This is a genomic window from Shewanella marisflavi, from assembly GCF_023283925.1.
GTDB lineage: Bacteria > Pseudomonadota > Gammaproteobacteria > Enterobacterales > Shewanellaceae > Shewanella > Shewanella marisflavi.
Genome location: NZ_JAKIKX010000003.1, coordinates 21,049 through 44,336 on the forward strand (window position 1 = coordinate 21,049; position 23,288 = coordinate 44,336).

The window sequence follows — 23,288 nt, forward strand, 5'->3', positions numbered from 1 at the left end:
TTAAGTTATCTGAAAATAAGTGCTGCGGCTCCCCAGTCAGACAGGAGGAAGTCGCGAATACGATCGCCATCTCCTTCACTGCTACAGGCCCACATCTCGGCGCAGGTACGTCCGGCAATATTTGAGCCTGTGCCCTTCTCTGTATCGGGTTGGCTATGGTTAAGACGAAGAATTTCGTCATCGAAATATTGCGTATAATCCGGTGCCGTCACCGTAATGGTTTCCATTTCACCGACGGGCGCATTGCTGCCGGGTTTGTCGGCGCTTTTAGCGTCGATCAGGCTATAGAGCTTGGGTAGTGCTACTGTTTTGCCAAGCTCAGAGCCTTTTAGTTGTTTGGCAAATTTTTGCGCCTCCTGATTATTAAGCTCATAGGCCTTTGACAGCCAGTGATCGGCTTCGGCGAGATCCTGTATGACGAGCTCATTACCAAGATAGATTTTGCCTAATACGAAGGCGCTGGGTGAGAAATCGACCTTAGTACTGCGCTTCAGCAGGCTGATACCTTTGTCGATATCTTGATAGTCGGTTTGCTGCAGGTACATGATCCCTGCTTTATATTGAGCCGTGGTATTGCCAAACTTGGCGGCGCGTCTAAACCATTTGAGTGCTTTCTCAGGATTTTTTTCTGTGCCATAGCCTGAATAATAGAGCTCGCCAAGAGTCGCCATCGCATCCGAGTGACCTCGTTTGGTTAAAATGGTGTAGGCTTTGAAATATTCCTGACATTCTGCCGTGTCACATTCAGGCAGCCCGGCTGCGTAGCTGTATGAGGTTACTGCCCATAGGCTGAGTCCGAGCGAGAGTGCTTTGAGTGTGTTCTTCATCATTTAGTCCCTTTCTTAGAGCCGATCATGTTCAACTCTTCTAGCTATACATGGCTATAAGTACGACGTGTTGAAGTCAAAATTATCTAATGTTTGAAGCTAATGCGATATTTCCCCAGTCTGACAGCAAGGTATCTCGAATGCGTTCATTGTCTCCTTCGCTGCTACAGGCCCAAATATCTGTACAAGTGCGTCCGGCGATGCTGGAGCCCGTGCCTTTCGCTGTGTCAGGGCGACTACGGTTAAGCTGGGCGATCTCCTCATCGAAGTAAGCGGCAAAGTCAGGCGCTTCGACGAGAATCACTTCCATCTCTTCCATGGCGTTTTTACTGTCTGGCGCTATTGGCTTTTCTGCATCGACAAGAGCAAAGGCTTTAGGCAGCTTGAGTGAGCGAGTGTCGGGTGATTCTCTAAGTGCCTTGGTGAATTTCATAGCCTCTAAATTATTGAGTTTATAGGCTAGAGCGAGCCATCTGTCGGCCTCTTCGAGATCCGGTTCGGTTAAGGTATTTTGTAGATATATCTTGCCAAGGGCCAGTGCGCTTGGGGAAAAAGCAGCCTTAGCACTGCGCTTTAATAAATTGATCCCCTTATCGATATCTTGATGTGCCGAGGTTTGTAGATACATGATCCCCGCTTTGTATTGCGCCGTGGTGTGGCCAAATTTGGCAGCACGCCTAAACCATTTAAAGGCTTTATCTTTATCTTGCTCTGTACCGTAGCCGGAATAGTAGAGTTCACCAAGGGTCGCCATGGCACTCGAATGGCCACGCTTGGTTAAGATGGTATAAGCGTTAAAGTAATCTTCACATTCCGCCGTATTACAGGCGGACAACTGGGATGCATTACTGGTAGAGGTTATTGCGACCAGAGCAGCAGCTAACAAAAGCTGATTCACGATCCGCTGCATGCCAAACTCCTTTTGTAAAATGTTAATCACCCTTACTATCAGTAACTAACGGATAGTGCCATAGTACTTAAGTGCTAATGTAGAAGCGTGATTCAAGGTGAGTTTTACGGTTAGTATCAGTGGGTCTCTGGGTCTGTTATAAGCCGATGATGCTTAATGTTGGTAGTATGGCCCCGTTGGGACGGCGACTATCTTTCTGATTAACCGGATATAAATTAAGGGAGAAAGCGGGCGATGGATAAGATGGATGCAGTGGTCGTTGGCGCCGGGGTAGTCGGGCTTGCGGTGGCTGCCAGGCTAAGCCAGCGTTTTAAGCGGGTGCTGCTCGTCGATCGCGCCGACGCCATAGGTACAGGGATCAGCAGCCGCAACAGTGAGGTGATCCATGCGGGGATCTATTATCCCACTGGAAGCCTGAAGGCGAGGCTGTGTGTGCAGGGAAAACATGACCTCTATGCCTATTGCGCCCGACGTAGCATCGCGGTTAACCCCGTCGGCAAGGTGATAGTCGCCAGCCATAAGGCGCAGGAGGCTAAGCTTGATGCCTTGCTCGAGCAAGGTCGGGTCAATGGGGTGGAAGATCTCGAGCCCCTGAGTCGTCGGCAATTGGCGGAGCTGGAGCCTGCGCTTAAGGCGGCGGGCGGGCTATTTTCTCCCTCAACCGGCATCATAGACAGCCATGGCTATATGTATAGCCTATTGGCTGAAGCCGAGGCAAACGGGGTGATTTTTGCTGCACATACTGAGTTTATGGGGGCGAGCGCTCACAACAATGGCTTTAGCATAGAGCTGGTAAATGATGGATTGGCGCTGCAGATAGATACCCATTATTTGATTAATAGCGCCGGGCTTTATGCCTGTGAGCTGGCCAGTAAGATAGAGGGGCTGGGTAGTGCGTTTATTCCTACCTTGCATTGGTGCAAGGGGCACTATTTTTCCTATCAAGGGAAGAGTCCTTTTCGTCATCTTATTTATCCCGTGCCTGAGCCCGGTCTTAAAGGTCTGGGGATTCATGCAACCTTAGACTTGGCGGGTCAACTCAAATTTGGTCCTGATACCCTTTACTTGCCGCCAAGCAATGTTGAAGAATATGCGGTGCCAGAGAGCTTGAAGGCGACATTTTACCGCGCTATCTCAGCCTATTTTCCTCAGGTTGAGCTTGATAGATTGCAAGCTGACTATGCGGGTATCCGGCCTAAGTTACAGGGCCCGAATGATAGCCAGGTATCTGATTTTGTTATTCAAGGTGAGGCCGAACATGGCCTAGGGGGATTGGTTAACCTGATAGGGATAGAATCGCCGGGGCTCACCGCGAGCCTGGCCATTGCCGATCAGGTCTCTAAGAGGTTACCTAGCCTTTGAGGCAACAAAAAAGGAGCCCTTAGGCTCCTTTTCTTTAAACGTCTAACGCTTAAGCGTTATCTTTACCGCCTTTGCGGTGAGATTTACGCTCGCCGACAGGCTTACGACGACGTGCTGGACGGCTGTCATCTGACGCACCCGCAAGTTCAGTTCCCGCTTCGCGAATATTGAGTGGCTTACCACATACGCGCACCTTCTTGAGGTGTTGCAGTATATCTTTTGGCATGCCATCAGGCAGATCGATAGAGGTCATCTGATCGAATAGCTGGATCTGGCCAATGTAGCGGCTGTCGATGTTGGCTTCGTTGGCTACGGCGCCCACAATGTTACCCACACCCACGCCGTGGTCACGGCCGACATCTATGACGTAACGGCACATCTTGACATCTGGATGATCTTTAAGCGTGTCAGCCTTACCTAGATTGGTTGGCGTTGGACGCGATTCACGACGGCCACGAGGGCTACGTTCGCCGCGCTCACCACGTTCACTACGATCACGTGAGTTACGCTCATCACGACTATCGCGCTGGCGTTCCTGGATCGGTGGCAGTTGCAGTGGACGTTCTTTTTGCACCATGTTAAGGAGGGCGGCAGCCAAAGCTTCGGTATCCACTTCCAGTTGCTGACAAAGCTGTGCAACGGCGCCATGCATAAAGTCTAATGACTCATTGTTGATGGTATTTGATACCTGCTCACCTAAGCGAGACAAACGACGCTCGGTAACGGTTTCTGGGCTAGGTACATTCATTGGCGAAATACGACTCTTGGTCGCACGCTCAATGGTACGCAGCATACGCATCTCTCTGTGGGTGACGAACAGAATCGCCATACCAGTACGACCCGCGCGGCCAGTACGACCAATACGGTGTACATAGGCTTCGGTATCGTATGGGATGTCGTAGTTGATCACGTGACCGATACGCTCAACGTCCAGACCTCGGGCGGCAACATCGGTAGCGATCAAGATATCTAGCTTGCCGCGTTTAAGCTGGTCTACTGCGCGTTCACGGGCCTGCTGGTTCATATCACCATGCAGCGGTGACGAGGCATAGCCACGGGCTTCAAGTTTCTCAGCCAATTCGACACAGCTGTTACGGGTACGCACGAAGATGATGATACCTTCAGTGTTTTCCACTTCCAGTACGCGTACCAAGGCTTCGAGTTTGTTGTGTTGTGACACCTGAACAAAACGCTGCTCAATTGACTCAACCGTGGTGTGGCTGGCGGCGATGCTGATGTGTACCGGCGTTTGCAAATACTTGTTGGCAACGCGCTTGATCTGCTCTGGCATGGTTGCAGAGAACAGCGCTAGCTGGCGTTGCTTAGGCGTATGCTCCAGGATCCACTCGATATCGTCGATAAAGCCCATCTTGAGCATCTCATCGGCTTCATCGAGCACCATAGCTTTTAGCGTTTCAAGCTTCAGGGTGCCACGACGCATATGGTCCATGACGCGGCCTGGCGTGCCTACTACGATCTGTGGACCACGACGCAACGCATTAAGCTGCTGGTGCATGCTTTGACCACCATAGATAGGCAGTACATGCAGGCCTTTCATAAATTTGGAGTAGCTACCAAATGCTTCGGCGACCTGAACGGCTAGCTCACGCGTTGGCGCGAGTACTAAGATCTGTGGAGTATTGGCATTGGCGTCGATAGCATTTAATAGGGGAAGTGCAAAGGCACCTGTTTTACCTGTACCGGTTTGTGCCTGGCCTAAAATATCTTTACCCTCCATGAGGGGATCGATACTAGCTGCTTGAATTGGCGTAGGTTTTTCGTAACCTAGCTCGTCAAGAGCACGCAACAAAGGCTCGGACAGGCCGAGTTCGCGGAAAGTTTTTTCACTGGATGACATGGGTTGTAGCCTTGTGGTGTAACTAAGTGCAGAGACTGCACCAAAAGATTTTAAAGACAGAAAATCAACCCCGTGTCGACTTCCCGCACCGAAAACGAATCAGTAAGCCGATTATTATACCAGTAAGTGAGATATCTTTCCACCACTTGGCATAATTTTAGCAGTAAAGCAGGAGTGCGGTTAATTTAAACAGATATTTAACAATGAGTTACATTTTTCAGAAATACAAAATTCCCTGTGTTTTATATTAGTTATTTAAAAGATAACTATCAATTATTAACAGTTTGTAGGCAGTTTCCGTAACAGCGGCTAGAAAATTAACATCTATCTTGGATATGTCATCGCTAGGTTGGTGGTAATCCTTATGGGGTGGGACCCCGAAGTAGAGCCAGGGAATGCCTGCTTTATGAAAAGGATAATGATCTGAAGCTCTTAACCAGTCGATACGTTGAATGGTTTTGCCCGCTTCGGGGGGATGATTGGCGCGAATACAGAGGTTGACGGTTTGTTCCAGCTCAGTCTTCAAGGTGTCGAATTGGCTAAATCCGCGACGCCCCTCGAGATAGATGCGGGCGTTACGTGCCGGTCGGCCTATCATATCTAGGTTGATCACCAATTCGATCTGTTCTGGCACGAGCTGAGTGTCTGGCGCCATCAAACTGTCGACAAACGCCTTGGAACCATACAGTCCAGGCTCTTCAGCATCAGTGGCAATAAACAGTAGGTTGGCTTCTCTTGGTTGACTGGCTATGTGGGCAGCTATTTCCAGCAAGGCGGCGACACCAGATGCGTTATCGTCGGCGCCGCCATAGAGTTTGGAGCCCTGTTTGCCTAAGTGATCATAATGGGCCACCACGACTCGCCAGCGGTCACTGGGCGCGGTGGCGGGTAGCGTGCCGATCACATTGGTGCCGATGCGAGTACTGAATTGATACTTGTATTCGAAATCGTGTGAAAATTTGCCCAGCCAAGGAGTGAGTCCTGCGCCCTGCATCGCCTCTATAATGTACCCTCGGGCGAGGACGGCCCCTTCTGTGCCTGTCTTGCGCCCCATGTAGACCGGAGAACTCAGCGTGGCGACCCGCTCATATAGCATTTGTTGATTGGCCCAGGTGAGACGATACTCTTCGCTGCAGGTGGGCTGGGTATTGGCACAGCCCATTAGGCTCGCTGTAACTATGCACACAAGCAGCAAGTGGATCAGCTGACGAGCAGGGTCTGTGGCAAGAGGGGTTGTCAATTCAGTGATACCCTTTGGATGAAAACTCCTAACCTACCGAGGTTTGCTCAATAAAGGAAACAAAAAAGCCAGCCCGGTGAGGCTGGCTTTTGAAGGGTTGAGTTAGAATTAACCCTTTAGCAGCGGCTTAAGGAAGCGGGCTGTGTGCGAACTCTTATGTTCTGCCACCTGCTCCGGCGTGCCGCTGACCAGTATGGTGCCGCCGCCCGAGCCGCCTTCTGGGCCAAGGTCGATGATCCAGTCGGCGGTCTTTATCACATCCAGGTTATGCTCGATGACGACGATAGTATTGCCGTGAGCCTTGAGGCGGTGCAGCACATCCAGCAGCAGCTGGATATCGGCGAAATGCAGACCTGTGGTGGGCTCATCGAGGATATAGAGTGTCTTGCCGGTATCGCGCTTAGACAGCTCCTTGGCGAGCTTGACCCGCTGGGCCTCGCCGCCTGAGAGGGTAGTGGCGCTCTGCCCAAGGCCAATATAGGAGAGACCTACTTCCATCAGCGTCTGCAGCTTACGGGCGATGGCTGGCACGGCGTCGAAAAATTCGCGCGCCTCCTCGACCGTCATCTCGAGCACCTCATGAATGTTCTTACCTTTGTAGCGTACCTCTAAGGTCTCGCGGTTATAGCGCTTGCTCTTACAGGCGTCACAGGGCACATACACATCCGGCAAGAAGTGCATCTCCACTTTGATCAGGCCGTCGCCCTGACAGGCCTCGCAGCGACCGCCCTTGACGTTGAAGGAGAAACGTCCCGGCTTGTAACCACGGGTTCTCGCCTCCTGGGTAGCGGCAAATAGCTCACGGATTGGGGTAAAAATTCCCGTATAGGTGGCCGGATTAGAGCGCGGCGTGCGACCGATAGGGCTCTGATCGATATCCACCACCTTGTCGCAGTGCTCCATACCAGTGACTTTCTGATAGGGCGCGGGTTCATCTACCGTGGCACCGTTCAGCTGGCGATGGGCAATTTTATAGAAGGTATCGTTGATCAGAGTCGATTTGCCCGAGCCCGATACCCCGGTGACACAGGTAAACAGACCGACGGGGATAGTGAGATCGACGTTTTTCAGGTTGTTGCCCGAAGCGCCAAATAGCTCTATGACCTTGCTAGCATCGTACTGGGCGCGCTTTTCGCTTATCTGGATCTGCTTCTTGCCCGAGATATATTGGCCGGTGATCGAGTCGTCACAGGCAATGATCTCTTTTAGCGGACCGTCGCAGATCACCTGACCGCCGTGAACCCCAGCGCCCGGACCGATATCGATAATATGATCCGCCATACGAATGGCATCTTCGTCATGCTCGACCACGATCACCGTATTGCCGAGATCCCTAAGGTGGATCAAGGTATTGAGCAGGCGTTCGTTGTCTCGCTGGTGTAGGCCGATAGAAGGTTCATCCAGCACATACATGACGCCGACTAAGCCTGCGCCGATTTGACTGGCGAGACGAATACGTTGGGCTTCACCGCCAGACAGAGTGTCGGCGGAGCGTGACAGACTGAGATAGTTAAGGCCGACGTTCACCAGGAAACCGAGGCGATCGCGCACCTCTTTGAGGATCTTCTCGGCGATCTGGGCTCTTTGCCCGCTTAGGGTCAGTTGTTCGAAGTACTCCATCGCCTCACCGATAGACCACTCGGTGAGTCTTGGTAGGTTGAGGTCTTCAATAAACACATGACGGGCTTCTTCCCGCAGGCGCGATCCGCCACAGCTCTGACAGGCCTGGGTATTGATATATTTGGCCAGCTCTTCGCGCACCGAGTTGGATTCGGTCTCGCGGTAGCGTCTGTCCATGTTGTTCAGGATCCCTTCGAAGGGGTGGTTGCGCACCACCACGTCGCCGCGATCATTGATGTATTTGAAGGCGATACTTTCCTTACCTGAGCCATGCAAGACGATATTGCGTATTTTGGCGCTCAACTTCTCGAAAGGGGCTTCGACATCAAATTTATAGTGCTCAGCCAAAGAGGTAAGCATTTGGAAATAGTAGAAGTTACGTCTGTCCCAGCCGCGAATGGCGCCGCCAGCCAGCGACAGTTCGGTGTTAGTGATCACCCTGTCGGCATCGAAAAACTGCTGCACCCCTAAACCGTCACAGGTAGGGCAGGCGCCGGCCGGGTTGTTAAAGGAGAAGATGCGCGGCTCAAGCTCGGCCATAGAGTAACCACAGTGGGTACAGGCAAAATTGGCCGAAAAGAGCAATTCTTCGGTGTCACCATCCATAGATGCGACAGTGGCAATACCGCCTGAGAGTTCCAGCGCGGTTTCGAACGATTCTGCTAGGCGCTGCTGCAGATCATCGCGCACTTTAAAACGATCCACCACCACTTCGATGGTGTGTTTCACATGCAGTTCAAGCGTTGGAGGATCGGACAGATCGCAGACTTCGCCGTCGATACGGGCGCGAATAAAGCCTTGGGCGGCTAAGCTATCGAGCAGCTTAACGTGCTCACCCTTGCGATCATTGATCACCGGCGCCAGCAGCATCTGCCGGCTACCTTCTGGCAGTGCCAATACCTTGTCCACCATCTGGCTAACGGTCTGTGCCGCCAGTGGTTGGTTATGAGTCGGACATCTGGGTTCGCCGACACGGGCAAACAATAAACGCAGGTAGTCGTAGATCTCTGTGATGGTCCCTACGGTAGAGCGCGGGTTATGTGAGGTCGACTTCTGTTCGATGGAGATCGCCGGGCTCAGACCTTCGATATGGTCTACATCGGGTTTTTCCATCAGGCTTAGGAATTGGCGCGCATAAGCCGATAAGGATTCGACATAACGACGCTGCCCCTCGGCGTAGAGGGTATCGAATGCGAGTGAGGATTTTCCTGAACCCGACAGGCCAGTGATCACGATTAGCTTATCTCTGGGGATCGTCAGGTTGATGTTTTTGAGATTGTGGGTGCGGGCGCCACGTACTTCAATCTTGTCCATCTGTCTCTCTGGTTGTGCCGAAAAAGAGACTGATTATCGCATAAAAATTGAGTTAGGTCATAGAAAAGCCAAGCTTGTGATCTAGCGATAGGCGAATGGTAATAGTGCATTTTGGTCGCAGCTTTTACTTTTCTTTTTGAGCTATTTCCATGCTTCATGATAAACTGCGCGACTTATTTATGAATACAGATCAGGGCGAACAATGGCCAATAATGGACTGTCTAAGACTGAGAAAAGAGTCGCGTTTTCACTAGCCAGTGTATTTGGGCTGCGCATGATGGGCTTGTTTATGATCATGCCTGTCTTTGCGTTATACGGACAACACCTTGAAGGCTTTTCTCCCTTATGGGTAGGCGTTGCCATCGGGGCATATGGATTAACTCAGGCCATATTACAGATCCCAATGGGGATCTTATCGGATAAGTATGGCCGTAAACCTATCATTCTGATTGGTTTGGCAGTGTTTGCGCTGGGCAGCTTGTTGGCCGCTTCGGCCGATTCCATTTATGGTGTCGTTGCTGGTCGTGCACTGCAGGGAATGGGGGCGATTGCGGCGGCTGTGTTGGCGCTGGCTGCCGATCTGACCCGGGATGAGCAACGCACTAAGGTGATGGCTATCATAGGGATGTGCATAGGTTTCTCCTTTGCCTTATCTTTGCTGGTTGGCCCTATTGTGGCTGAGCATTTAGGTCTTTCAGGCTTGTTTGCCATGACCGCAGGCCTTGCCCTGCTGGGTATGGTAATAGTGCAGCTGCTAGTGCCGACACCTATAAGTCAGGCCCCTAAAGGCGACACGGTCGCGGCGCCGGCTAAGCTCAAGGCGATGCTTACCGATCCTCAACTGTTTCGTTTGGATGCGGGGATCTTCATTCTTCACCTGGTATTAACCGCAGTGTTTGTTGCTTTGCCGCTGGATCTTGTCGATGCCGGTCTGGTGAAAGAGAAGCACTGGATGCTCTATTTCCCTGCCTTTGTGGGCGCTTTCTTCCTGATGGTGCCGCTGATCATCATAGGCGTGAAAAAGAAAAACACTAAGGCGACTTTTCAAGTTGCGCTGATGATCATGATTGCCGCCTTAGCTGCCATGGCAATGTTTGCCGATAGTCTGATGGTGTTGAGTGTGGCCGTGGTGCTCTTCTTTACCGGTTTTAACTATCTTGAGGCCTCCTTACCTAGCCTGATCGCCAAATTCTGCCCTGTGGGCGACAAGGGATCGGCCATGGGGGTCTATTCCACCAGTCAGTTCCTCGGCGCCTTCTGTGGTGGTTTGCTCGGCGGTGGGGCTTACCAGTTACTGGGGGCGGCGGGCGTCTTTGCCGTGGCGCTTGGATTGATGTGTATCTGGTTACTGCTAACGCTGGGAATGCAAAACCCTGTGTTGTTAAAGAGCTATACCCTTGAAGCAGTGGTGGAAGGTAAAGATCAGGCTCGCGCGATGGCGACTGAACTATCGCAATTGCCAGGGGTGGCCGAGGCCATTGTGGTACTTGAGGAGAAGGTCGCTTATTTGAAAGTTGATGAGCATTTCGATTTGAGACAGGCGCGAGCTGTGTTAGGCTCTTCCAATTAACACTTTATCGGCCGCAGGTCGCTCGTTTAAAGTGTACTTAATTTAGATTTGTAAGATTATCGCAGGAGATTTCAATGGCCAGTCGTGGTGTCAATAAGGTAATTTTGGTCGGTAACTTAGGGAAAGATCCCGAGGTTCGTTACATGCCAAACGGCAACGCCGTAGCCAACTTTACAGTGGCGACCAGTGAGTCTTGGAAAGACCAACAAGGTCAGATGCAAGAACGTACAGAGTGGCACAACATTGTAATGTACCGTCGTCTTGCTGAGATCGCCGGTGAGTACCTGAAGAAGGGCTCAAAAGTTTATCTTGAAGGCAAGCTGCAGACCAGCAAGTGGCAAGATCAGCAGACAGGCCAAGATCGCTATAAGACAGAGATCAATGTCAACGAGATGCAGATGCTTGATAGCCGTGCTCAAGGTCAAGGCGGTCAAGGTGGTCAGCAAGGTTATGGTGCACCGCAGCAGAACCAGTATGCGCCTCAGCAATCGGCTCCAGCGCCACGTGCACAACCACAATCACAACCACAGCCATCGGGCGCAGCACCTCAGGGTGGATATGGCGCGCCGCAGCAAGCGGCACCACAGCAAGGTTATGGCGCACCAGCGGCACCAGCCTACGCTCCTAAGCCACAGGCGGCGCCGCAACAAGCACCGCAGCAACGTCCTGCGCCGCAGCCTCAGCAAAACTTCACGCCGGATCTGGATGATGGCTGGGACGACGATATCCCGTTCTAGGATTAGGTCGACAATCGTTTCGTTAAAACCCTGCCTTGGCAGGGTTTTTCTTTTTAGCGCCCGAATCTCTGTGGTTATGCAGGGATTGTATACTCGCGCTGGAGTGTTCATTTGCCGCCATGCGGTGTAAAATGCGCGCCCAGCCCCTAGAAGGGCACTGCTAAACTTGGGTTATCCTTATTTATGTCATCTGCCACTATGCCAACTGCCATTAATCGTACTTTCTCCATTGCGCCCATGCTCGATTGGACTGACAGACACTATCGCTATTTCGCGCGTCTCATGTCTTCAGAGTTGTTGCTGTATACCGAGATGGTGACGACCGGCGCAATTATTCATGGCAAGGGTGACTATCTCGCCTATAACCTGGAAGAGCACCCGCTTGCTTTGCAGCTAGGAGGCTCAAATCCTGCAGATCTGGCCAAGTGTGCCAAACTGGCGGCCGAGCGCGGCTATGATGAGGTTAACCTTAATGTGGGCTGTCCATCGGATCGCGTGCAGAATGGCCGTTTTGGTGCCTGCTTGATGGCTGAGCCTGAGCTGGTAGCCGAGTGCGTGGCGGCGATGAATCAGGTGGTGGATATTCCGGTAACAGTGAAGACCCGCATTGGTATCGACGACCTAGATAGCTACGAATTTCTGACTGAGTTTGTCGATAAGGTGAGCGCGGCCGGTTGTGACACTTTTATTATTCATGCCCGTAAGGCTTGGCTGCAGGGGCTCAGTCCCAAGGAGAACCGCGAGATCCCCGAGCTCGACTATGACAGGGTCTATCGCCTCAAGCGGGATTACCCTCAGCTGAGCATCTCCATCAATGGTGGGGTTAAGACATTGGCTGAGTGCGGCGAGCATTTGACCCAGCTAGATGGCGTCATGGTAGGGCGTGAAGCGTACCAGAACCCATATATGTTAGCGCAGGTGGATCAGCAGTTGTGTGGCTCGGATAAGCCTGTGTTGAGCAGAGATGCCGTTTTGGAGAATATGATTCCTTATATAGAGAAACATCTGTTGTCCGGCGGACGACTAAATCATATCACTCGCCATATCACAGGTTTGTATCAAGGCGAGCCGGGGTCTCGGGCCTGGCGTCGCTATTTGAGTGAAAACGCTCATAAGCCTGGCGCAGGTATCGAGGTCGTGCATCAAGCGCGTGCCAGCATGGATGCTAAATAGGCGGATATAAAATAAGCCTTATTTAGTATGGGTTTAACCCATATCTCATGGAAGAAGCCACTGCATTGTTAGTGGCTTTTTTTGTTTATTATTTAAACTAACCACCAAAAATAGTGAAAATTACCAGCGGGTAGTGAAACTCACTATTTGTTGATTTTCGCTTTTCTTGAAAAATCCTTCACCGAATCATTGTTTTTAGATAAATGATTATTTATCAGTTGATTACGTCTAAACGCCAAAGTTGGCACACCCTTTGTATTGTCTAAGATGTCATAAACGAAATGGAAAGGAAGACATCATGAACAAGCTAACTAAAGTATCGCTAATCGCCTCTCTACTAGTAGGTGCTAGCTTCTCTGCCTCGGCAGACGACTTTATCCCAACAGATATTACCGCCAAGCTGGAGCGTCATTTAGCCACTCAAATGCAAGAGATGATGGCCACCGCTCAGCAGGAACTTAGCCTATCACTGCAGGCGCAGTTGTCAGAATCACTGTTTGATACCAACGTCAAGTTGGCCGAAACAACGACAACAACTGAAGAAGCGCCAATGACGAGTGCAATGGTTAAGGAATAACTCTGGTTAAGGAATAACTATGACTTATCTGTTTGAGTTAGCAGCACTATTACTGCTCCCTGTATTGAGCTTCGCGCTCTGCGCAACCTTAGTCTGTACGTTGAAATGGCATAAGGTGTTATAGCGGAAGCTCAAGAGTTTTTTGATGTAAGGACAAGCATTATGAATATCGATGATCTGGTTAGAAGACTGAAAAATCCCCGTAGCATAGTGTGTGGTGTCGCGGCGATGACGGCGGATAAGTTTGCCTGGTCTTGTCTGTGGACTCGAGTGGTTTGGGCGGTTGCAGCCTTTATGAATCCCGCCTTAGTGTTATTGGTTTATTTTGTATTGGCGCTGGTGCTGCCCAAGTGGAAACCCGGTTATTAGTAAGTAGGGAATGATAGTGTGAAAGGACGTACAGTATTACATAAAGCACTGGATATCTTCTTGGTCTTGGGAGTCATTACCTTTGTCGCGGCGACCATTCTGATACTAGGCCATTACTTTGAAGTCAGCTGGTTTTATATCACTCTCGAATCGCCCCAATGGATAGATATTGGTTTGTGGAGTAGTGCCTTGGTCAGCGCACTGTTACTGATTTTACTTTTATGGCTGACACTGGCATTTAGTTTTATCGCCCTGGTTTCTTCATTCTGCGTATTAAGCGCCATCGCCATGATGTTTGCGGGTTTTTCCCTATTTTGGTCACTACTTTTGTTATTGTTGGCCGCATGGGGAGTCGGGTTGGCCAGTCGAGTCGACTAGCCAAGCTGAGTCATTATTTGCTGAGAAAGGCCTTAAACTTCGCCTTAGCCTCGTCGCTCTGTAATCTTAGGGCAAACTCTTCTAACTCCTTTAGCATCTGCTCTCTGATAAGTGCCTTATCGCCTCGGAGCAATTGACGACTGATCTTGAGTGCCTGAGGAGGTTTCTGTGCCAGCTTGATGCTTTGCGCCAAGGCGTAATTCATGAGTTCATCGCTTGGCACTGTTTGATTGATAAGCCCCATGGCTTGGGCGCTTTGAGCGTCGAAAGGTTCACCTAGCAGCAAGAGTTCATTGGCTTTGGTCTGGCCAACAAGGCGAGGCAGTAATAGGCTGGCACCTGCTTCTGGCACTAGGGCTAGATTGATGAAGGGCAGCTGAAACTTAGCCGTGTTGTCGGCATACACAAGATCGCAATGCAATAGTAAAGTTGTGCCAATCCCAACTGATGGGCCAGCCACTGCTGCGACTAAAGGTTTAGTGAGATCAAGTAGGGTAAACAGGAACTTGAAGGTGGGGTGATTCGGTCCTAAGTCACTATTTTTTAAAAAGTCAGCAACATCATTACCAGAGGTAAAGCAATCACCTTCACCTTTAAGCAGAAAGGCGTTAATTCCGTTGTCGGACTCCCCTTGGATAAGGTATTCTGTGAGCCGAGTGTACATCTCAAGGTTCAACGCGTTGCGTTTGTCGGGGCGATTGATCGTGATGATGCGAACGCCCTGCTCATCTTGAAATTGAATAGTACTCATTGGTCAATAATCCTTATAGGCAAATGGGGTTAAAAAGGAGTTTAAGGCATTGAAACAGATTTTCAAACAAGCGTTTAATTTCGTCTTGCTATCATGCACTTCATTTTCCGTATTAGCAAACGTCATGTTTGTGGATGGCTATGTCAGAGCCATGCCGCCGAGCGTGCCTAACACTGCTGCCTATTTCACCCTGATGAATCACGGGCCAGATCTTGATCTGGTTGGTGTCGAGACCGACGTGGCGGGGGAAGCGCAATTACATACCCTGATCGAAGAAGATGGCGTGATCAAGATGCGTCAATTGCCTAAGTTTACCCTGGCGAGCCACAGCAACCTTGAGTTGAAACCCTCGGGGAATCATGTGATGTTGTTAGGATTAAAACAACCGCTGACCGAAGGACAGGAAGTGGTGTTAAGGCTAAAGTTTAGTGATGGCAGCGAGCAGCAAGTGACGCTTCCAGTTAGCAAGCAAGCGGCAGCGACACAAGATGATGGTGAGCACCATCATCACCATTAATGGAGTAATCATATGCAGGTAACATGGAAACGGGTCAGTCTAGCGGTGGCCATATTGTTTTTTATTGGCTACATCATCAGCGTTTGGTGGAGCATTGAGCCCGATGGTATAGAACCTCATCAGCTCAATAATGAGTCAGGCCATAAGATTGTCGGTTATGCGACAACGACGTCTTTGATTTTGACCATGGAAACACTCCTGGATAAAAATGGCGGTTGGCTGTCCAATGATGTCATGCCACCCTCGTTGTTTATGGATAATATGCCCGCTTTCGAGTTTGGCGCCATCGAGCAGGCGAGGGACTTGGCGCTGATCATGCGCAAAGAGTTTAGTCGCTCACAGTCGCAGTCTACCGCCGATAAAGATCTACTGGCGGCTCATTCCAAGCTGAATATCGAACACACGAGTTGGCTGGTGCCTAGCGCCGAGGGCGAGTACCGTGACGCTATTAAGCTGCTGAAGCTCTACCGCGCCCGCATTGCTGATACCAATAATCCCGATGCCCAATTTTATGCTCGTGCCGATAATTTAAATGAATGGTTGAAAGAGGTGCAGAAGCGTTTGGGCAGTATGTCTCAGCGTTTGTCTGCCAGTGTCGGGCAGGAGCGTATTAATACCGATCTGGCTGGCGAGACTGAAGCCAGTCAATCGACTCCTAACCTTGCGAGCCAGCAGATTAAAACCAGTTGGTGGAAGATAGATGATGTCTTCTACGAGACTCGTGGTGCTACCTGGGCACTGCTTAATTTTATGAAGGCGATTGAGGTCGACTTTGCCGATGTACTGAAGAAGAAAAATGCTGAGGTCAGCTTACAGCAGATCATTCGTGAACTGGAAGAGACTCAGCAGTCTGTGTGGAGCCCAATTGTCTTAAATGGATCTGGGTTCGGCATAGTGGCCAACCATTCTCTCGTGATGGCCAATTATATTTCCCGCGCAAATGCCGCGGTGATTGACTTAACTAACTTATTGACTCAAGGCTAAATAGATGAAAAAAACACTAGTTGCATGTGCACTGCTAGGGTCTATAGCAGCGACGTCCGCACACGCGGCCACAGTTGTTGGTTTTAAAGTGGGTGGTGATTATTGGGAAGCCGATGCAGAGGGCACCTTTGCGCAAAAAGGAGTAGCCCAACAAGAGTTTGATTACAGCTCTTCATCTCAAGGCAGTGTATGGGTTGCTATCGAGCACCCAATTCCATTAGTGCCAAACTTTAAGATCCGCGAAAACCGTTTGGATGCCGATGGTAAAGCAACACTCGGTGGCGACTGGGCTTTTGGTGGTAACGTGTTTAACGACGACGTGACTACGGCGAGTAACCTGAGCAATACCGATTTTGTACTTTATTGGGAGCTGCTAGATAACGATATCGTCGCTTTGGATCTTGGTGCCGCCTATAAGAAGATGCATGGCTCTTTTCGTGTTCATCAGGTCTCGCCATCTGGCGTAGTGGGTGCCTACTCACAGAAAGATCTCGATGATGGTGTCGTGATGGCCTATGCCAACGCCGAAGTGGGGATTCCTGGCATAGGTTTGTATGTTTTTGCCGATGTGATGCAGGGCGTAGATGAAAGTAGCGTCTATGACTATCAGCTGGGCCTAGGCTGGGCGTTTGATGGTACGGCATTGGATACTAAGATTCGTTTCGGTTACCGTGACTTTAACTTTGACGTGAATGACTTCGATGGTGTGACCGCCAATATGCAGTTCAAAGGCTATTTTGCCGGACTTGAACTGGTTTTCTAACGTCTTGTTTCAAGCATAAAAAAAACCGCCATTATGGCGGTTTTTTTATGTCTAAAGGCTTGCTTTCAGAGGTCTTACTGACTGACTTCTGGTGCCTTTAGGCCGTTATTGATGGCGATGACATCGTCTTCGCTCAATGTGCCTGTAGCCTGTTTCAACGCTAGGATAGAGTTGATGTAACCGTAACGGGCATTAGAGAGCTGACGCTTAGAGTCGTATAGGTCACGCGTACGGTTGAGCACGTCAACAATGGTACGAGTACCGACTTCAAAACCGGCTTGAGTAGCTTTCAGCGCACTTTCTGAAGAGACCACAGATTGCTCATAGGCGCGGATTGAGCTGATAGAAGCGCCAACGTTATTGAAGTTGTTACGCACATCTTTGACTACCTTGCGGAAAGTCTGCTCCATTTTTTCACTGGCTTCTACGTATTGGTATTGAGCCTGATTGACTTTGGAACTGACTTTAAAGCCTTCAAAGATAGGCACGCTAAGGGTCAAGCCGACATTGGCATTGTCATAATCGTTCAAGTTACCCGTCTGATTCTGCTGATCCAGATTGGTGGTGTAACCCGCATTAAGGCTTAATGACGGCATATGACCGGCCTTAAAAAGCGAAATGGTTTGCTGAGCGATATCTTTACCGATACGTGTCGTTAACAGATCTACACTATTGGTTTCGGCCATCTTTAGCCACTCGCTTGGGTTACCTGGGGTTGGTGGTACCGCGGTAAAGCGTGTGGTATCTAAGATATCGATAGACTTGTGGTCTATGCCGGTGATTTCTCGCAGGGCTTCGTAGCTGTTGATCAGCTGGTTTTCTGCCAGAATTTCAGATGCACGGGCCAAGTCATATTGGGCTTGGGCTTCATGTACGTCTGTAATGGCGGTAAGGCCCACAGCAAAACGTTGTTTAGTTTGTTCAAGCTGACGCTCGATAGCACGTTTTTCTGCGCCTTTAAATTCATAGTTATCTTTCGCGGCTAAGACATCGAAATAAGCACTGGTGACACGAATGATCAGGGACTGAAGTGTCGAGGCATAGGCCGCGTCTGCTTGAGAGGCGGCAAGCTCCGCAAGATCGAGTCCGACCCAGGCGCTGTGATCGTAGATGACCTGTCTCAGCGAGACACCTGCATCTAGGCCGCTGTTGTACATGTCATCATCAACGTTGCTCCAACTTTTTCCATAGCCAATGTTGGCACTGATAGTTGGTAGGAGTGGAGCACGGTTTTCTTCGATCTGCTCGTAAAGACGGTCACGCTGTGCTTGTGCCTGCAGCGCAACAGGATCATTGGTTAGGGCCTGCTGGTATATCTGCAGGAGATCGTCGGCCTGCACGGCAGTAGTCGTTGCTGCAAGCGTCAACGCTGCACATAAGGTGCGGATCTTAAATTTCATTAGCTGTCCTTTTTTAGACATAAATACTCCTAGATGGGAGCCATTTACTTAATAAAGTTAAGTGATGCTTCTGGCAATTCATTTGCTCAAAAGCGGTTTGCGCTTCCCGACGCTTCCCATAGATCTAAACTTATTAAGGTTAAGATATTAAGAAATTAACCATTTTTAAGTCAACTAGGAAGTGTAACAGTTTTTAACTGTAAGTCTGCAAATTTTAGCGATCAACATGCTATATTGTGAGCCCTTTGGGATAAGCAATCACTAACAAAATCGTGGGATGTGATATGAGCCAGAAATTCACCGATGATGATGTACAAATGTTGGGCAAAAGAACCCTTTACCAGGGCTTTTTTCGCATGGAAGAGTACAGATTCAAGCATAGGCTGTTTGCCGGAGGCTGGAGTCAGGAGGTGGTGCGTGAAGTGTTCGAGCGTGGCCACGCCGTGGTAGTCTTACCCTACGATCCCGTGACCGACAAGGTAGTGCTGATTGAACAGATCCGTATTCCTGTCCTGGAGGCCGCACCTACGCCTTGGCTGCTAGAATTAGTTGCCGGCATGATTGAGACGGGCGAGTCGGCAGAGCAGGTCGCCCATCGTGAGCTGCAAGAAGAATCAGGATTGGTGGCCAGTGAGATGCACTATGTCAGTCAGTATTTTTCAAGCCCTGGTGGTACCAGTGAAAGGTTTGACTTCTACTGGGCCAAGGTCGATGCTTGTCAGGCTGATGGCCTGCACGGGCTGGATGAGGAGCATGAGGATATTAAGGTGCATGTGATGCCGCGAGAGGCTGCTTATCAACTCTTGTGTGACGGCATCATCAACAATGCCTCGACTGTTATTGGCTTGCAGTGGCTGCAGTTACATTATCAAAACTTAAGGTCAACCAAGTGAGTGTGTCGTTAAATAAGCGCAAGCAGGACTATCAGGTCAATGTGAGTCGATTTCTTGCCCTGTGTAGTCGCAACTACTTTAATATCTTACGCTGGCTGCCAGCCAATTGTGAGCAGGGAGAGTGCTGGCAGGTCGAAGGCGATTTCGGTTGCCTAGAGGTGCGGCTGCTGGAAAACACTCAATACACTCAATTAGTCGAGATATCCCGAACGCTGGATATGGTGCAATATGTTGATACTCCTAAAGTTGTAGTACGTGTTTACCATGACGCTAAATTAGCAGAAGTGTTAACTAGTCGACAGATTTATCGATTAAGACCAGTATATGATTACCCGAATATACGTATGTACCATAGAGACGAAAAGTATCAGGTAAATGCTTTTCTTGAAGAGCTACTCATGATTGACAACCATGCCCGAGTTATTTGTCAGTCCGAATCTTAGGGTTTTAATGTGCTAAAAGAGGCTATCTCTTATTCTATTGATCACGATGAGAGCGTTAAGCTGGTTCAGGTGACGGACCCTCATCTTTTTGCTGATCCCGAAGCGCAGTTGTTGGGTGTCAACACCGCACATAGCTTGGATGCTGTGTTAAACACAATAAAAGCGGTTGAGTACCCGGCACACCTCCTGTTGGCAACTGGTGATATTAGCCAAGATTATTCAAACCAGTCTTACCACAACTTTGTGGCAGCCATCGAAAAACTCAATCTTCCTTGTCATTATTTGCCTGGCAATCATGACGACCCGCGTATCATGAATCTGCATATGCAGGGCCCTAGGGTCTATGGTGATAGGCGGATCCTGTTGGGAAAGTGGCAAATTATCATGTTGGACTCCACCGTTAGGGGTAAACCTGGTGGGCATATGGCCGACAGTGAGATGGCATTTATCGAAGAGGCTGTGGCTGCCCATCCCGATAAACACACGCTCTTAGCTATGCATCACAATCCTATCCTGGTGGATTGCAAGTGGTTGGATCAACACTGTATGGACAATGGCGAGGAGTTTCTCGACCGGGTATCGTCACTGCCTCAGGTCAAGGGCTTGTTGTGGGGCCATGTGCATCAGGGGTTAGATCAGGTCTATGCTGGAAATAGCGGGCCGCTGCGATTGATGGCGACCCCGTCGACCTGTATTCAGTTTAAGCCTAAGTCTCCCTATTTTGCCCTCGATGCTCAGCAGCCGGGTTATCGCCTGCTCGAGCTCAGGCCCGACGGTTCTATTTTGACCAATGTCTATCGGGTGCCTGGAAATAAGTTTTCACCAGATCACGAATCGAGCGGTTACTAGGCTTATAAGGCCCGCTAGACAATGCGGGCCTTGTCTATTATTGAGCGTTAATATTTGGTTAATTGCGTCGCCGATGTTAGCATCTTGATGCCGGTGCCGTATGGAGCCACTTATCCTATGGTGCTTCGTATCGGCGGGCCTGATTTGCCGTTTTATCAATCGCTGTCGAGGAAATATGCTGCTCTATATTCATGGATTCAATAGTTCACCACAGTCAGATAAAGGCGTGGTAACGGCCCAATATATAGCCAAGCACTTTCCACAGCTCAAAATTATTCAACCACAATTGCCAGCCACACCTGAAGCGGCGATGGAGATGTTAATCGATCTGGTTGAGCAGGCCTTGGCTCAGGGTGAGTCTCTGCGTTTTATTGGTTCATCCCTTGGGGGCTACTTTGCCAGTTATCTGGTCGAACGCTATGGCGGCCGAGCCGTATTAGTTAACCCTGCCGTGAAGCCTTTTGAGCTGTTTGATGAGTTTCTCGGTCCCCAGTACAATCCCTACACAGATCAAGCTTATCAAATTTTACCCGAGCACAAGTTGGAGGTCGCCAAGTATGATACACCCGCGATTCAGCATCCAGACCGTTTTCTTGTGTTACTGCAGTCAGGGGATGAAGTGCTCGATTATCGGCAAGCAGTGAATAAATACCAATGTTGTCAGATGCTGATTGAAGCAGGTGGTGATCACAGCTTTGTCGGATATCAACAGCAGATGGAGGGGATCTGTCGATTCCTGTTTCTTGACAAATAGACATGTAGGGCCGCAACATGGCCTGAATAACAATATACTGTGTGCGCTATGACTAACCAATACACTTCAGATGCAATTGAAGTCCTCAATGGACTCGATCCGGTAAAACGTCGACCCGGTATGTATACCGATACCACGCGTCCAAATCATTTGGGGCAAGAGGTTATCGATAACAGTGTCGATGAAGCCCTCGCGGGACACGCGACCAAGATTGATGTAGTGCTGCATAAAGATAACTCGTTAGAGGTGATCGACGATGGTCGAGGTATGCCTGTCGACATCCACCCGGAAGAGGGCATTCCCGGGGTCGAACTCATCCTGACTAAGCTTCACGCCGGCGGTAAGTTTTCCAACAATAACTATCAATTCTCTGGCGGCCTTCATGGGGTCGGTATCTCGGTTGTGAACGCCCTGTCTAATCGTGTCGAGATCACTGTGCGTCGTGGCGGCCAGATCTATGATATGGCTTTCGAGCATGGCGATAAGGTGGAAGATCTCACCGTGACAGGTACTTGCGGTCGCCGCAATACCGGTACGCGGGTGCATTTCTGGCCAACCGCCAGCTATTTCGATTCAGCCAATTTCTCTATCCCTAAGCTTATCTATCTGCTTAGGGCCAAGGCGGTGCTTTGCCCTGGGTTACGAATTAAGTTTACTAATAAGCAGACGGGTGATGTTGAGGAGTGGTGCTACGAGAGTGGCCTCACCGATTACCTTAAGTCATCGACGCAGGGTGCTGTGACCCTGCCCGAAGAGCCATTTATCGGCAGCATGACGGGTAATACCGAAGCGGTTGATTGGGCCATTACCTGGCTTCCCGAAGGGGGGGATTCACTCAACGAGAGTTATGTGAATCTGATCCCGACCCCGCTGGGGGGCACTCATGTGAATGGCTTCCGTCAGGGCCTGCTTGAGTCGATGCGTGAATTTTGTGAGTTTCGCAATCTGATCCCTCGGGGGATCAAGCTGTCACCAGAAGATATCTGGGATCGCAGCAGTTTCATCTTATCGATAAAGATGCAAGATCCTCAGTTTGCCGGGCAGACCAAAGAAAAGCTTTCTAGCCGTCAAAGCGCGGCCTTTGTCTCGGGGATTGTGCGTGATGCCTTTAGCCTCTGGCTCAACACCCATACAGATCAGGCCGAAGCCTTGGCCGAGATGTGCATCAGCAATGCCCAGAAGCGCCTGAAAGCAGCCAAGAAGGTGGCGCGTAAGAAGGTCACTTCTGGCCCTGCGCTACCGGGCAAGTTAACCGACTGTAGTGGCCAAGATCCTATGCGAGGCGAACTCTTCCTGGTGGAGGGTGACTCGGCCGGCGGCAGCGCCAAGCAGGCGAGAGATCGTGAATTTCAGGCGATCATGCCGCTGCGCGGTAAGATCCTTAATACCTGGGAGGTGGATGCGTCGCAGGTACTGGCCTCGCAAGAGGTGCATGACATCTCGGTGGCGATCGGTTGCGATCCTGACAGCGAAGATATTTCTGAACTGAGATACGGTAAGATCTGTATTCTTGCCGATGCCGATTCCGATGGACTGCATATTGCAACCTTGCTGTGCGCCCTGTTTATGAAGCATTACAAGGTGTTGGTGGAGAAGGGACATATCTATGTCGCCATGCCACCACTGTTTAGGGTCGATGTGGGTAAAGAGGTGTATTACGCCCTGGATGAGGCCGAGAAGCAGGGCATTTTAGATCGCATCGCCGCCGAGAAGAAAAAGGGTAAGGTACAAGTGACCCGATTCAAAGGTTTGGGTGAGATGAATCCCTTACAGCTGAGGGAAACCACCATGGATCCCAACACAAGAAGGCTGGTACAGTTAACCATAGACGACGCCGATGACACTATGGCTATCATGGACATGTTGCTGGCGAAGAAGCGTTCAGGTGATCGCAAGACCTGGTTAGAAACCAAAGGCGACTTAGCCCAGCTATAGCTATGTCATTAAAATAAAAAAGATAATTTGTTAGACAAGCTTAATATAATGCATAAAAAAAGAG

The 23,288-nt window shown here is 50.0% G+C and carries 22 protein-coding genes; 15 read left to right on the plus strand and 7 right to left on the minus strand.

What is annotated here, in order from left to right; all coding sequences use genetic code 11:
* Positions 1-5: 5 nt before the first annotated feature.
* Positions 6-827, minus strand: coding sequence for a tetratricopeptide repeat protein (locus L2712_RS07680; protein WP_033538826.1), 822 nt, complete (start codon positions 825-827; stop codon positions 6-8).
* 82 nt (positions 828-909) lie between these two features.
* A complete protein-coding gene (locus L2712_RS07685; RefSeq protein WP_033538793.1) occupies positions 910-1,737 on the minus strand; it encodes a tetratricopeptide repeat protein in 828 nt (275 codons plus the stop codon).
* A gap of 234 nt (positions 1,738-1,971) precedes the next feature.
* Here L2712_RS07685 and L2712_RS07690 point away from each other — a divergent pair, with 234 nt between their 5' ends.
* Positions 1,972-3,099, plus strand: coding sequence for an NAD(P)/FAD-dependent oxidoreductase (locus L2712_RS07690; protein WP_248977416.1), 1,128 nt, complete (start codon positions 1,972-1,974; stop codon positions 3,097-3,099).
* Between the two features lie 49 nt (positions 3,100-3,148).
* Here L2712_RS07690 and L2712_RS07695 read toward each other — a convergent pair whose 3' ends face one another.
* The 3 genes from L2712_RS07695 to uvrA form a co-directional block, all read right to left on the minus strand.
* Positions 3,149-4,957, minus strand: a complete 1,809-nt coding sequence (locus L2712_RS07695; protein ID WP_088903758.1) for a DEAD/DEAH box helicase — start codon at positions 4,955-4,957, stop codon at positions 3,149-3,151.
* 247 nt (positions 4,958-5,204) lie between these two features.
* On the minus strand, positions 5,205-6,197 hold the full coding sequence (locus L2712_RS07700; protein ID WP_248977417.1) for a M20/M25/M40 family metallo-hydrolase: 993 nt from the start codon (positions 6,195-6,197) through the stop codon (positions 5,205-5,207).
* 108 nt (positions 6,198-6,305) lie between these two features.
* Positions 6,306-9,131: an excinuclease ABC subunit UvrA gene (uvrA, locus tag L2712_RS07705; RefSeq protein ID WP_248977418.1), complete on the minus strand. Its 2,826-nt coding sequence runs from the start codon at positions 9,129-9,131 to the stop codon at positions 6,306-6,308.
* Between the two features lie 202 nt (positions 9,132-9,333).
* On the opposite strand from uvrA, the gene L2712_RS07710 reads away from it, so the two are divergent.
* The 6 genes from L2712_RS07710 (at position 9,334) to L2712_RS07735 (ending at position 13,935) form a co-directional block, all read left to right on the plus strand.
* Entirely contained in the window at positions 9,334-10,701 is a 1,368-nt protein-coding gene (locus L2712_RS07710; RefSeq protein ID WP_033538789.1) for an MFS transporter, read from the plus strand.
* Positions 10,702-10,775: 74 nt separating this feature from the next.
* Positions 10,776-11,438, plus strand: coding sequence for a single-stranded DNA-binding protein (locus tag L2712_RS07715; protein WP_248977419.1), 663 nt, complete (start codon positions 10,776-10,778; stop codon positions 11,436-11,438).
* 183 nt (positions 11,439-11,621) lie between these two features.
* Positions 11,622-12,611 (plus strand): tRNA dihydrouridine(20/20a) synthase DusA, encoded by a 990-nt coding sequence (dusA, locus tag L2712_RS07720; RefSeq protein ID WP_248977420.1) that lies wholly within the window; start codon positions 11,622-11,624, stop codon positions 12,609-12,611.
* A 298-nt stretch (positions 12,612-12,909) separates the two neighbouring features.
* Positions 12,910-13,188: a hypothetical protein gene (locus L2712_RS07725; RefSeq protein ID WP_088903762.1), complete on the plus strand. Its 279-nt coding sequence runs from the start codon at positions 12,910-12,912 to the stop codon at positions 13,186-13,188.
* A 162-nt stretch (positions 13,189-13,350) separates the two neighbouring features.
* Positions 13,351-13,557: a PspC domain-containing protein gene (locus L2712_RS07730; protein ID WP_033538785.1), complete on the plus strand. Its 207-nt coding sequence runs from the start codon at positions 13,351-13,353 to the stop codon at positions 13,555-13,557.
* Positions 13,558-13,575: 18 nt separating this feature from the next.
* Positions 13,576-13,935, plus strand: coding sequence for a hypothetical protein (locus L2712_RS07735; protein ID WP_248977421.1), 360 nt, complete (start codon positions 13,576-13,578; stop codon positions 13,933-13,935).
* Between the two features lie 13 nt (positions 13,936-13,948).
* Here the strand turns inward: L2712_RS07735 and L2712_RS07740 are convergent, their stop codons facing one another.
* Positions 13,949-14,686, minus strand: a complete 738-nt coding sequence (locus L2712_RS07740; RefSeq protein WP_248977422.1) for an enoyl-CoA hydratase — start codon at positions 14,684-14,686, stop codon at positions 13,949-13,951.
* A 49-nt stretch (positions 14,687-14,735) separates the two neighbouring features.
* On the opposite strand from L2712_RS07740, the gene L2712_RS07745 reads away from it, so the two are divergent.
* From L2712_RS07745 to L2712_RS07755, 3 genes are read left to right on the plus strand one after another with little or no spacing between them, the layout of a single operon-like run.
* The gene (locus L2712_RS07745) at positions 14,736-15,203 is read left to right on the plus strand and encodes a copper chaperone PCu(A)C (RefSeq protein WP_033538782.1); all 468 of its coding nucleotides are present in this window, start codon (positions 14,736-14,738) and stop codon (positions 15,201-15,203) included.
* Between the two features lie 12 nt (positions 15,204-15,215).
* Positions 15,216-16,187 carry a DUF2333 family protein gene (locus tag L2712_RS07750; protein ID WP_033538781.1) on the plus strand — a complete coding sequence of 324 codons (972 nt, stop codon included), beginning with the start codon at positions 15,216-15,218 and terminating at the stop codon, positions 16,185-16,187.
* Positions 16,188-16,191: 4 nt separating this feature from the next.
* On the plus strand, positions 16,192-16,950 hold the full coding sequence (locus L2712_RS07755) for a TIGR04219 family outer membrane beta-barrel protein (protein ID WP_033538780.1): 759 nt from the start codon (positions 16,192-16,194) through the stop codon (positions 16,948-16,950).
* Positions 16,951-17,024: 74 nt separating this feature from the next.
* Here the strand turns inward: L2712_RS07755 and tolC are convergent, their stop codons facing one another.
* Positions 17,025-18,350, minus strand: coding sequence for an outer membrane channel protein TolC (gene tolC / locus L2712_RS07760; protein WP_033538779.1), 1,326 nt, complete (start codon positions 18,348-18,350; stop codon positions 17,025-17,027).
* Positions 18,351-18,634: 284 nt separating this feature from the next.
* Here tolC and nudF point away from each other — a divergent pair, with 284 nt between their 5' ends.
* The 5 genes from nudF to parE all read left to right on the plus strand — a co-directional run bounded on the left by nudF (position 18,635) and on the right by parE (position 23,224).
* Positions 18,635-19,243, plus strand: a complete 609-nt coding sequence (gene nudF / locus L2712_RS07765; protein ID WP_248977423.1) for an ADP-ribose diphosphatase — start codon at positions 18,635-18,637, stop codon at positions 19,241-19,243.
* Positions 19,240-19,686: a DUF1249 domain-containing protein gene (locus L2712_RS07770; protein ID WP_033538765.1), complete on the plus strand. Its 447-nt coding sequence runs from the start codon at positions 19,240-19,242 to the stop codon at positions 19,684-19,686. Before nudF ends, L2712_RS07770 begins: the two co-directional genes overlap by 4 nt.
* Before the next feature lie 9 nt (positions 19,687-19,695).
* Positions 19,696-20,535: a 3',5'-cyclic-AMP phosphodiesterase gene (cpdA, locus tag L2712_RS07775; RefSeq protein ID WP_033538764.1), complete on the plus strand. Its 840-nt coding sequence runs from the start codon at positions 19,696-19,698 to the stop codon at positions 20,533-20,535.
* A gap of 175 nt (positions 20,536-20,710) precedes the next feature.
* The gene (locus L2712_RS07780; protein ID WP_033538763.1) at positions 20,711-21,289 is read left to right on the plus strand and encodes a YqiA/YcfP family alpha/beta fold hydrolase; all 579 of its coding nucleotides are present in this window, start codon (positions 20,711-20,713) and stop codon (positions 21,287-21,289) included.
* Between the two features lie 48 nt (positions 21,290-21,337).
* The gene (gene parE, locus L2712_RS07785) at positions 21,338-23,224 is read left to right on the plus strand and encodes a DNA topoisomerase IV subunit B (RefSeq protein ID WP_033538762.1); all 1,887 of its coding nucleotides are present in this window, start codon (positions 21,338-21,340) and stop codon (positions 23,222-23,224) included.
* Positions 23,225-23,288: the final 64 nt, after the last annotated feature.

Excerpts from the sequence above, each read along its gene's own strand:
- L2712_RS07680 (WP_033538826.1), bottom strand. The coding sequence starts at position 827 with ATGAAGAACACACTCAAAGCACTCTCGCTCGGACTCAGCCTATGGGCA.
- L2712_RS07685 (WP_033538793.1), bottom strand. The coding sequence starts at position 1,737 with ATGCAGCGGATCGTGAATCAGCTTTTGTTAGCTGCTGCTCTGGTCGCA.
- L2712_RS07690 (WP_248977416.1), top strand. The coding sequence starts at position 1,972 with ATGGATAAGATGGATGCAGTGGTCGTTGGCGCCGGGGTAGTCGGGCTT.
- L2712_RS07695 (WP_088903758.1), bottom strand. The coding sequence starts at position 4,957 with ATGTCATCCAGTGAAAAAACTTTCCGCGAACTCGGCCTGTCCGAGCCT.
- uvrA (WP_248977418.1), bottom strand. The coding sequence starts at position 9,131 with ATGGACAAGATTGAAGTACGTGGCGCCCGCACCCACAATCTCAAAAAC.
- L2712_RS07710 (WP_033538789.1), top strand. The coding sequence starts at position 9,334 with ATGGCCAATAATGGACTGTCTAAGACTGAGAAAAGAGTCGCGTTTTCA.
- L2712_RS07715 (WP_248977419.1), top strand. The coding sequence starts at position 10,776 with ATGGCCAGTCGTGGTGTCAATAAGGTAATTTTGGTCGGTAACTTAGGG.
- dusA (WP_248977420.1), top strand. The coding sequence starts at position 11,622 with ATGTCATCTGCCACTATGCCAACTGCCATTAATCGTACTTTCTCCATT.
- L2712_RS07725 (WP_088903762.1), top strand. The coding sequence starts at position 12,910 with ATGAACAAGCTAACTAAAGTATCGCTAATCGCCTCTCTACTAGTAGGT.
- L2712_RS07730 (WP_033538785.1), top strand. The coding sequence starts at position 13,351 with ATGAATATCGATGATCTGGTTAGAAGACTGAAAAATCCCCGTAGCATA.
- L2712_RS07740 (WP_248977422.1), bottom strand. The coding sequence starts at position 14,686 with ATGAGTACTATTCAATTTCAAGATGAGCAGGGCGTTCGCATCATCACG.
- L2712_RS07750 (WP_033538781.1), top strand. The coding sequence starts at position 15,216 with ATGCAGGTAACATGGAAACGGGTCAGTCTAGCGGTGGCCATATTGTTT.
- L2712_RS07755 (WP_033538780.1), top strand. The coding sequence starts at position 16,192 with ATGAAAAAAACACTAGTTGCATGTGCACTGCTAGGGTCTATAGCAGCG.
- tolC (WP_033538779.1), bottom strand. The coding sequence starts at position 18,350 with ATGAAATTTAAGATCCGCACCTTATGTGCAGCGTTGACGCTTGCAGCA.
- nudF (WP_248977423.1), top strand. The coding sequence starts at position 18,635 with ATGAGCCAGAAATTCACCGATGATGATGTACAAATGTTGGGCAAAAGA.
- L2712_RS07780 (WP_033538763.1), top strand. The coding sequence starts at position 20,711 with ATGCTGCTCTATATTCATGGATTCAATAGTTCACCACAGTCAGATAAA.
- parE (WP_033538762.1), top strand. The coding sequence starts at position 21,338 with ATGACTAACCAATACACTTCAGATGCAATTGAAGTCCTCAATGGACTC.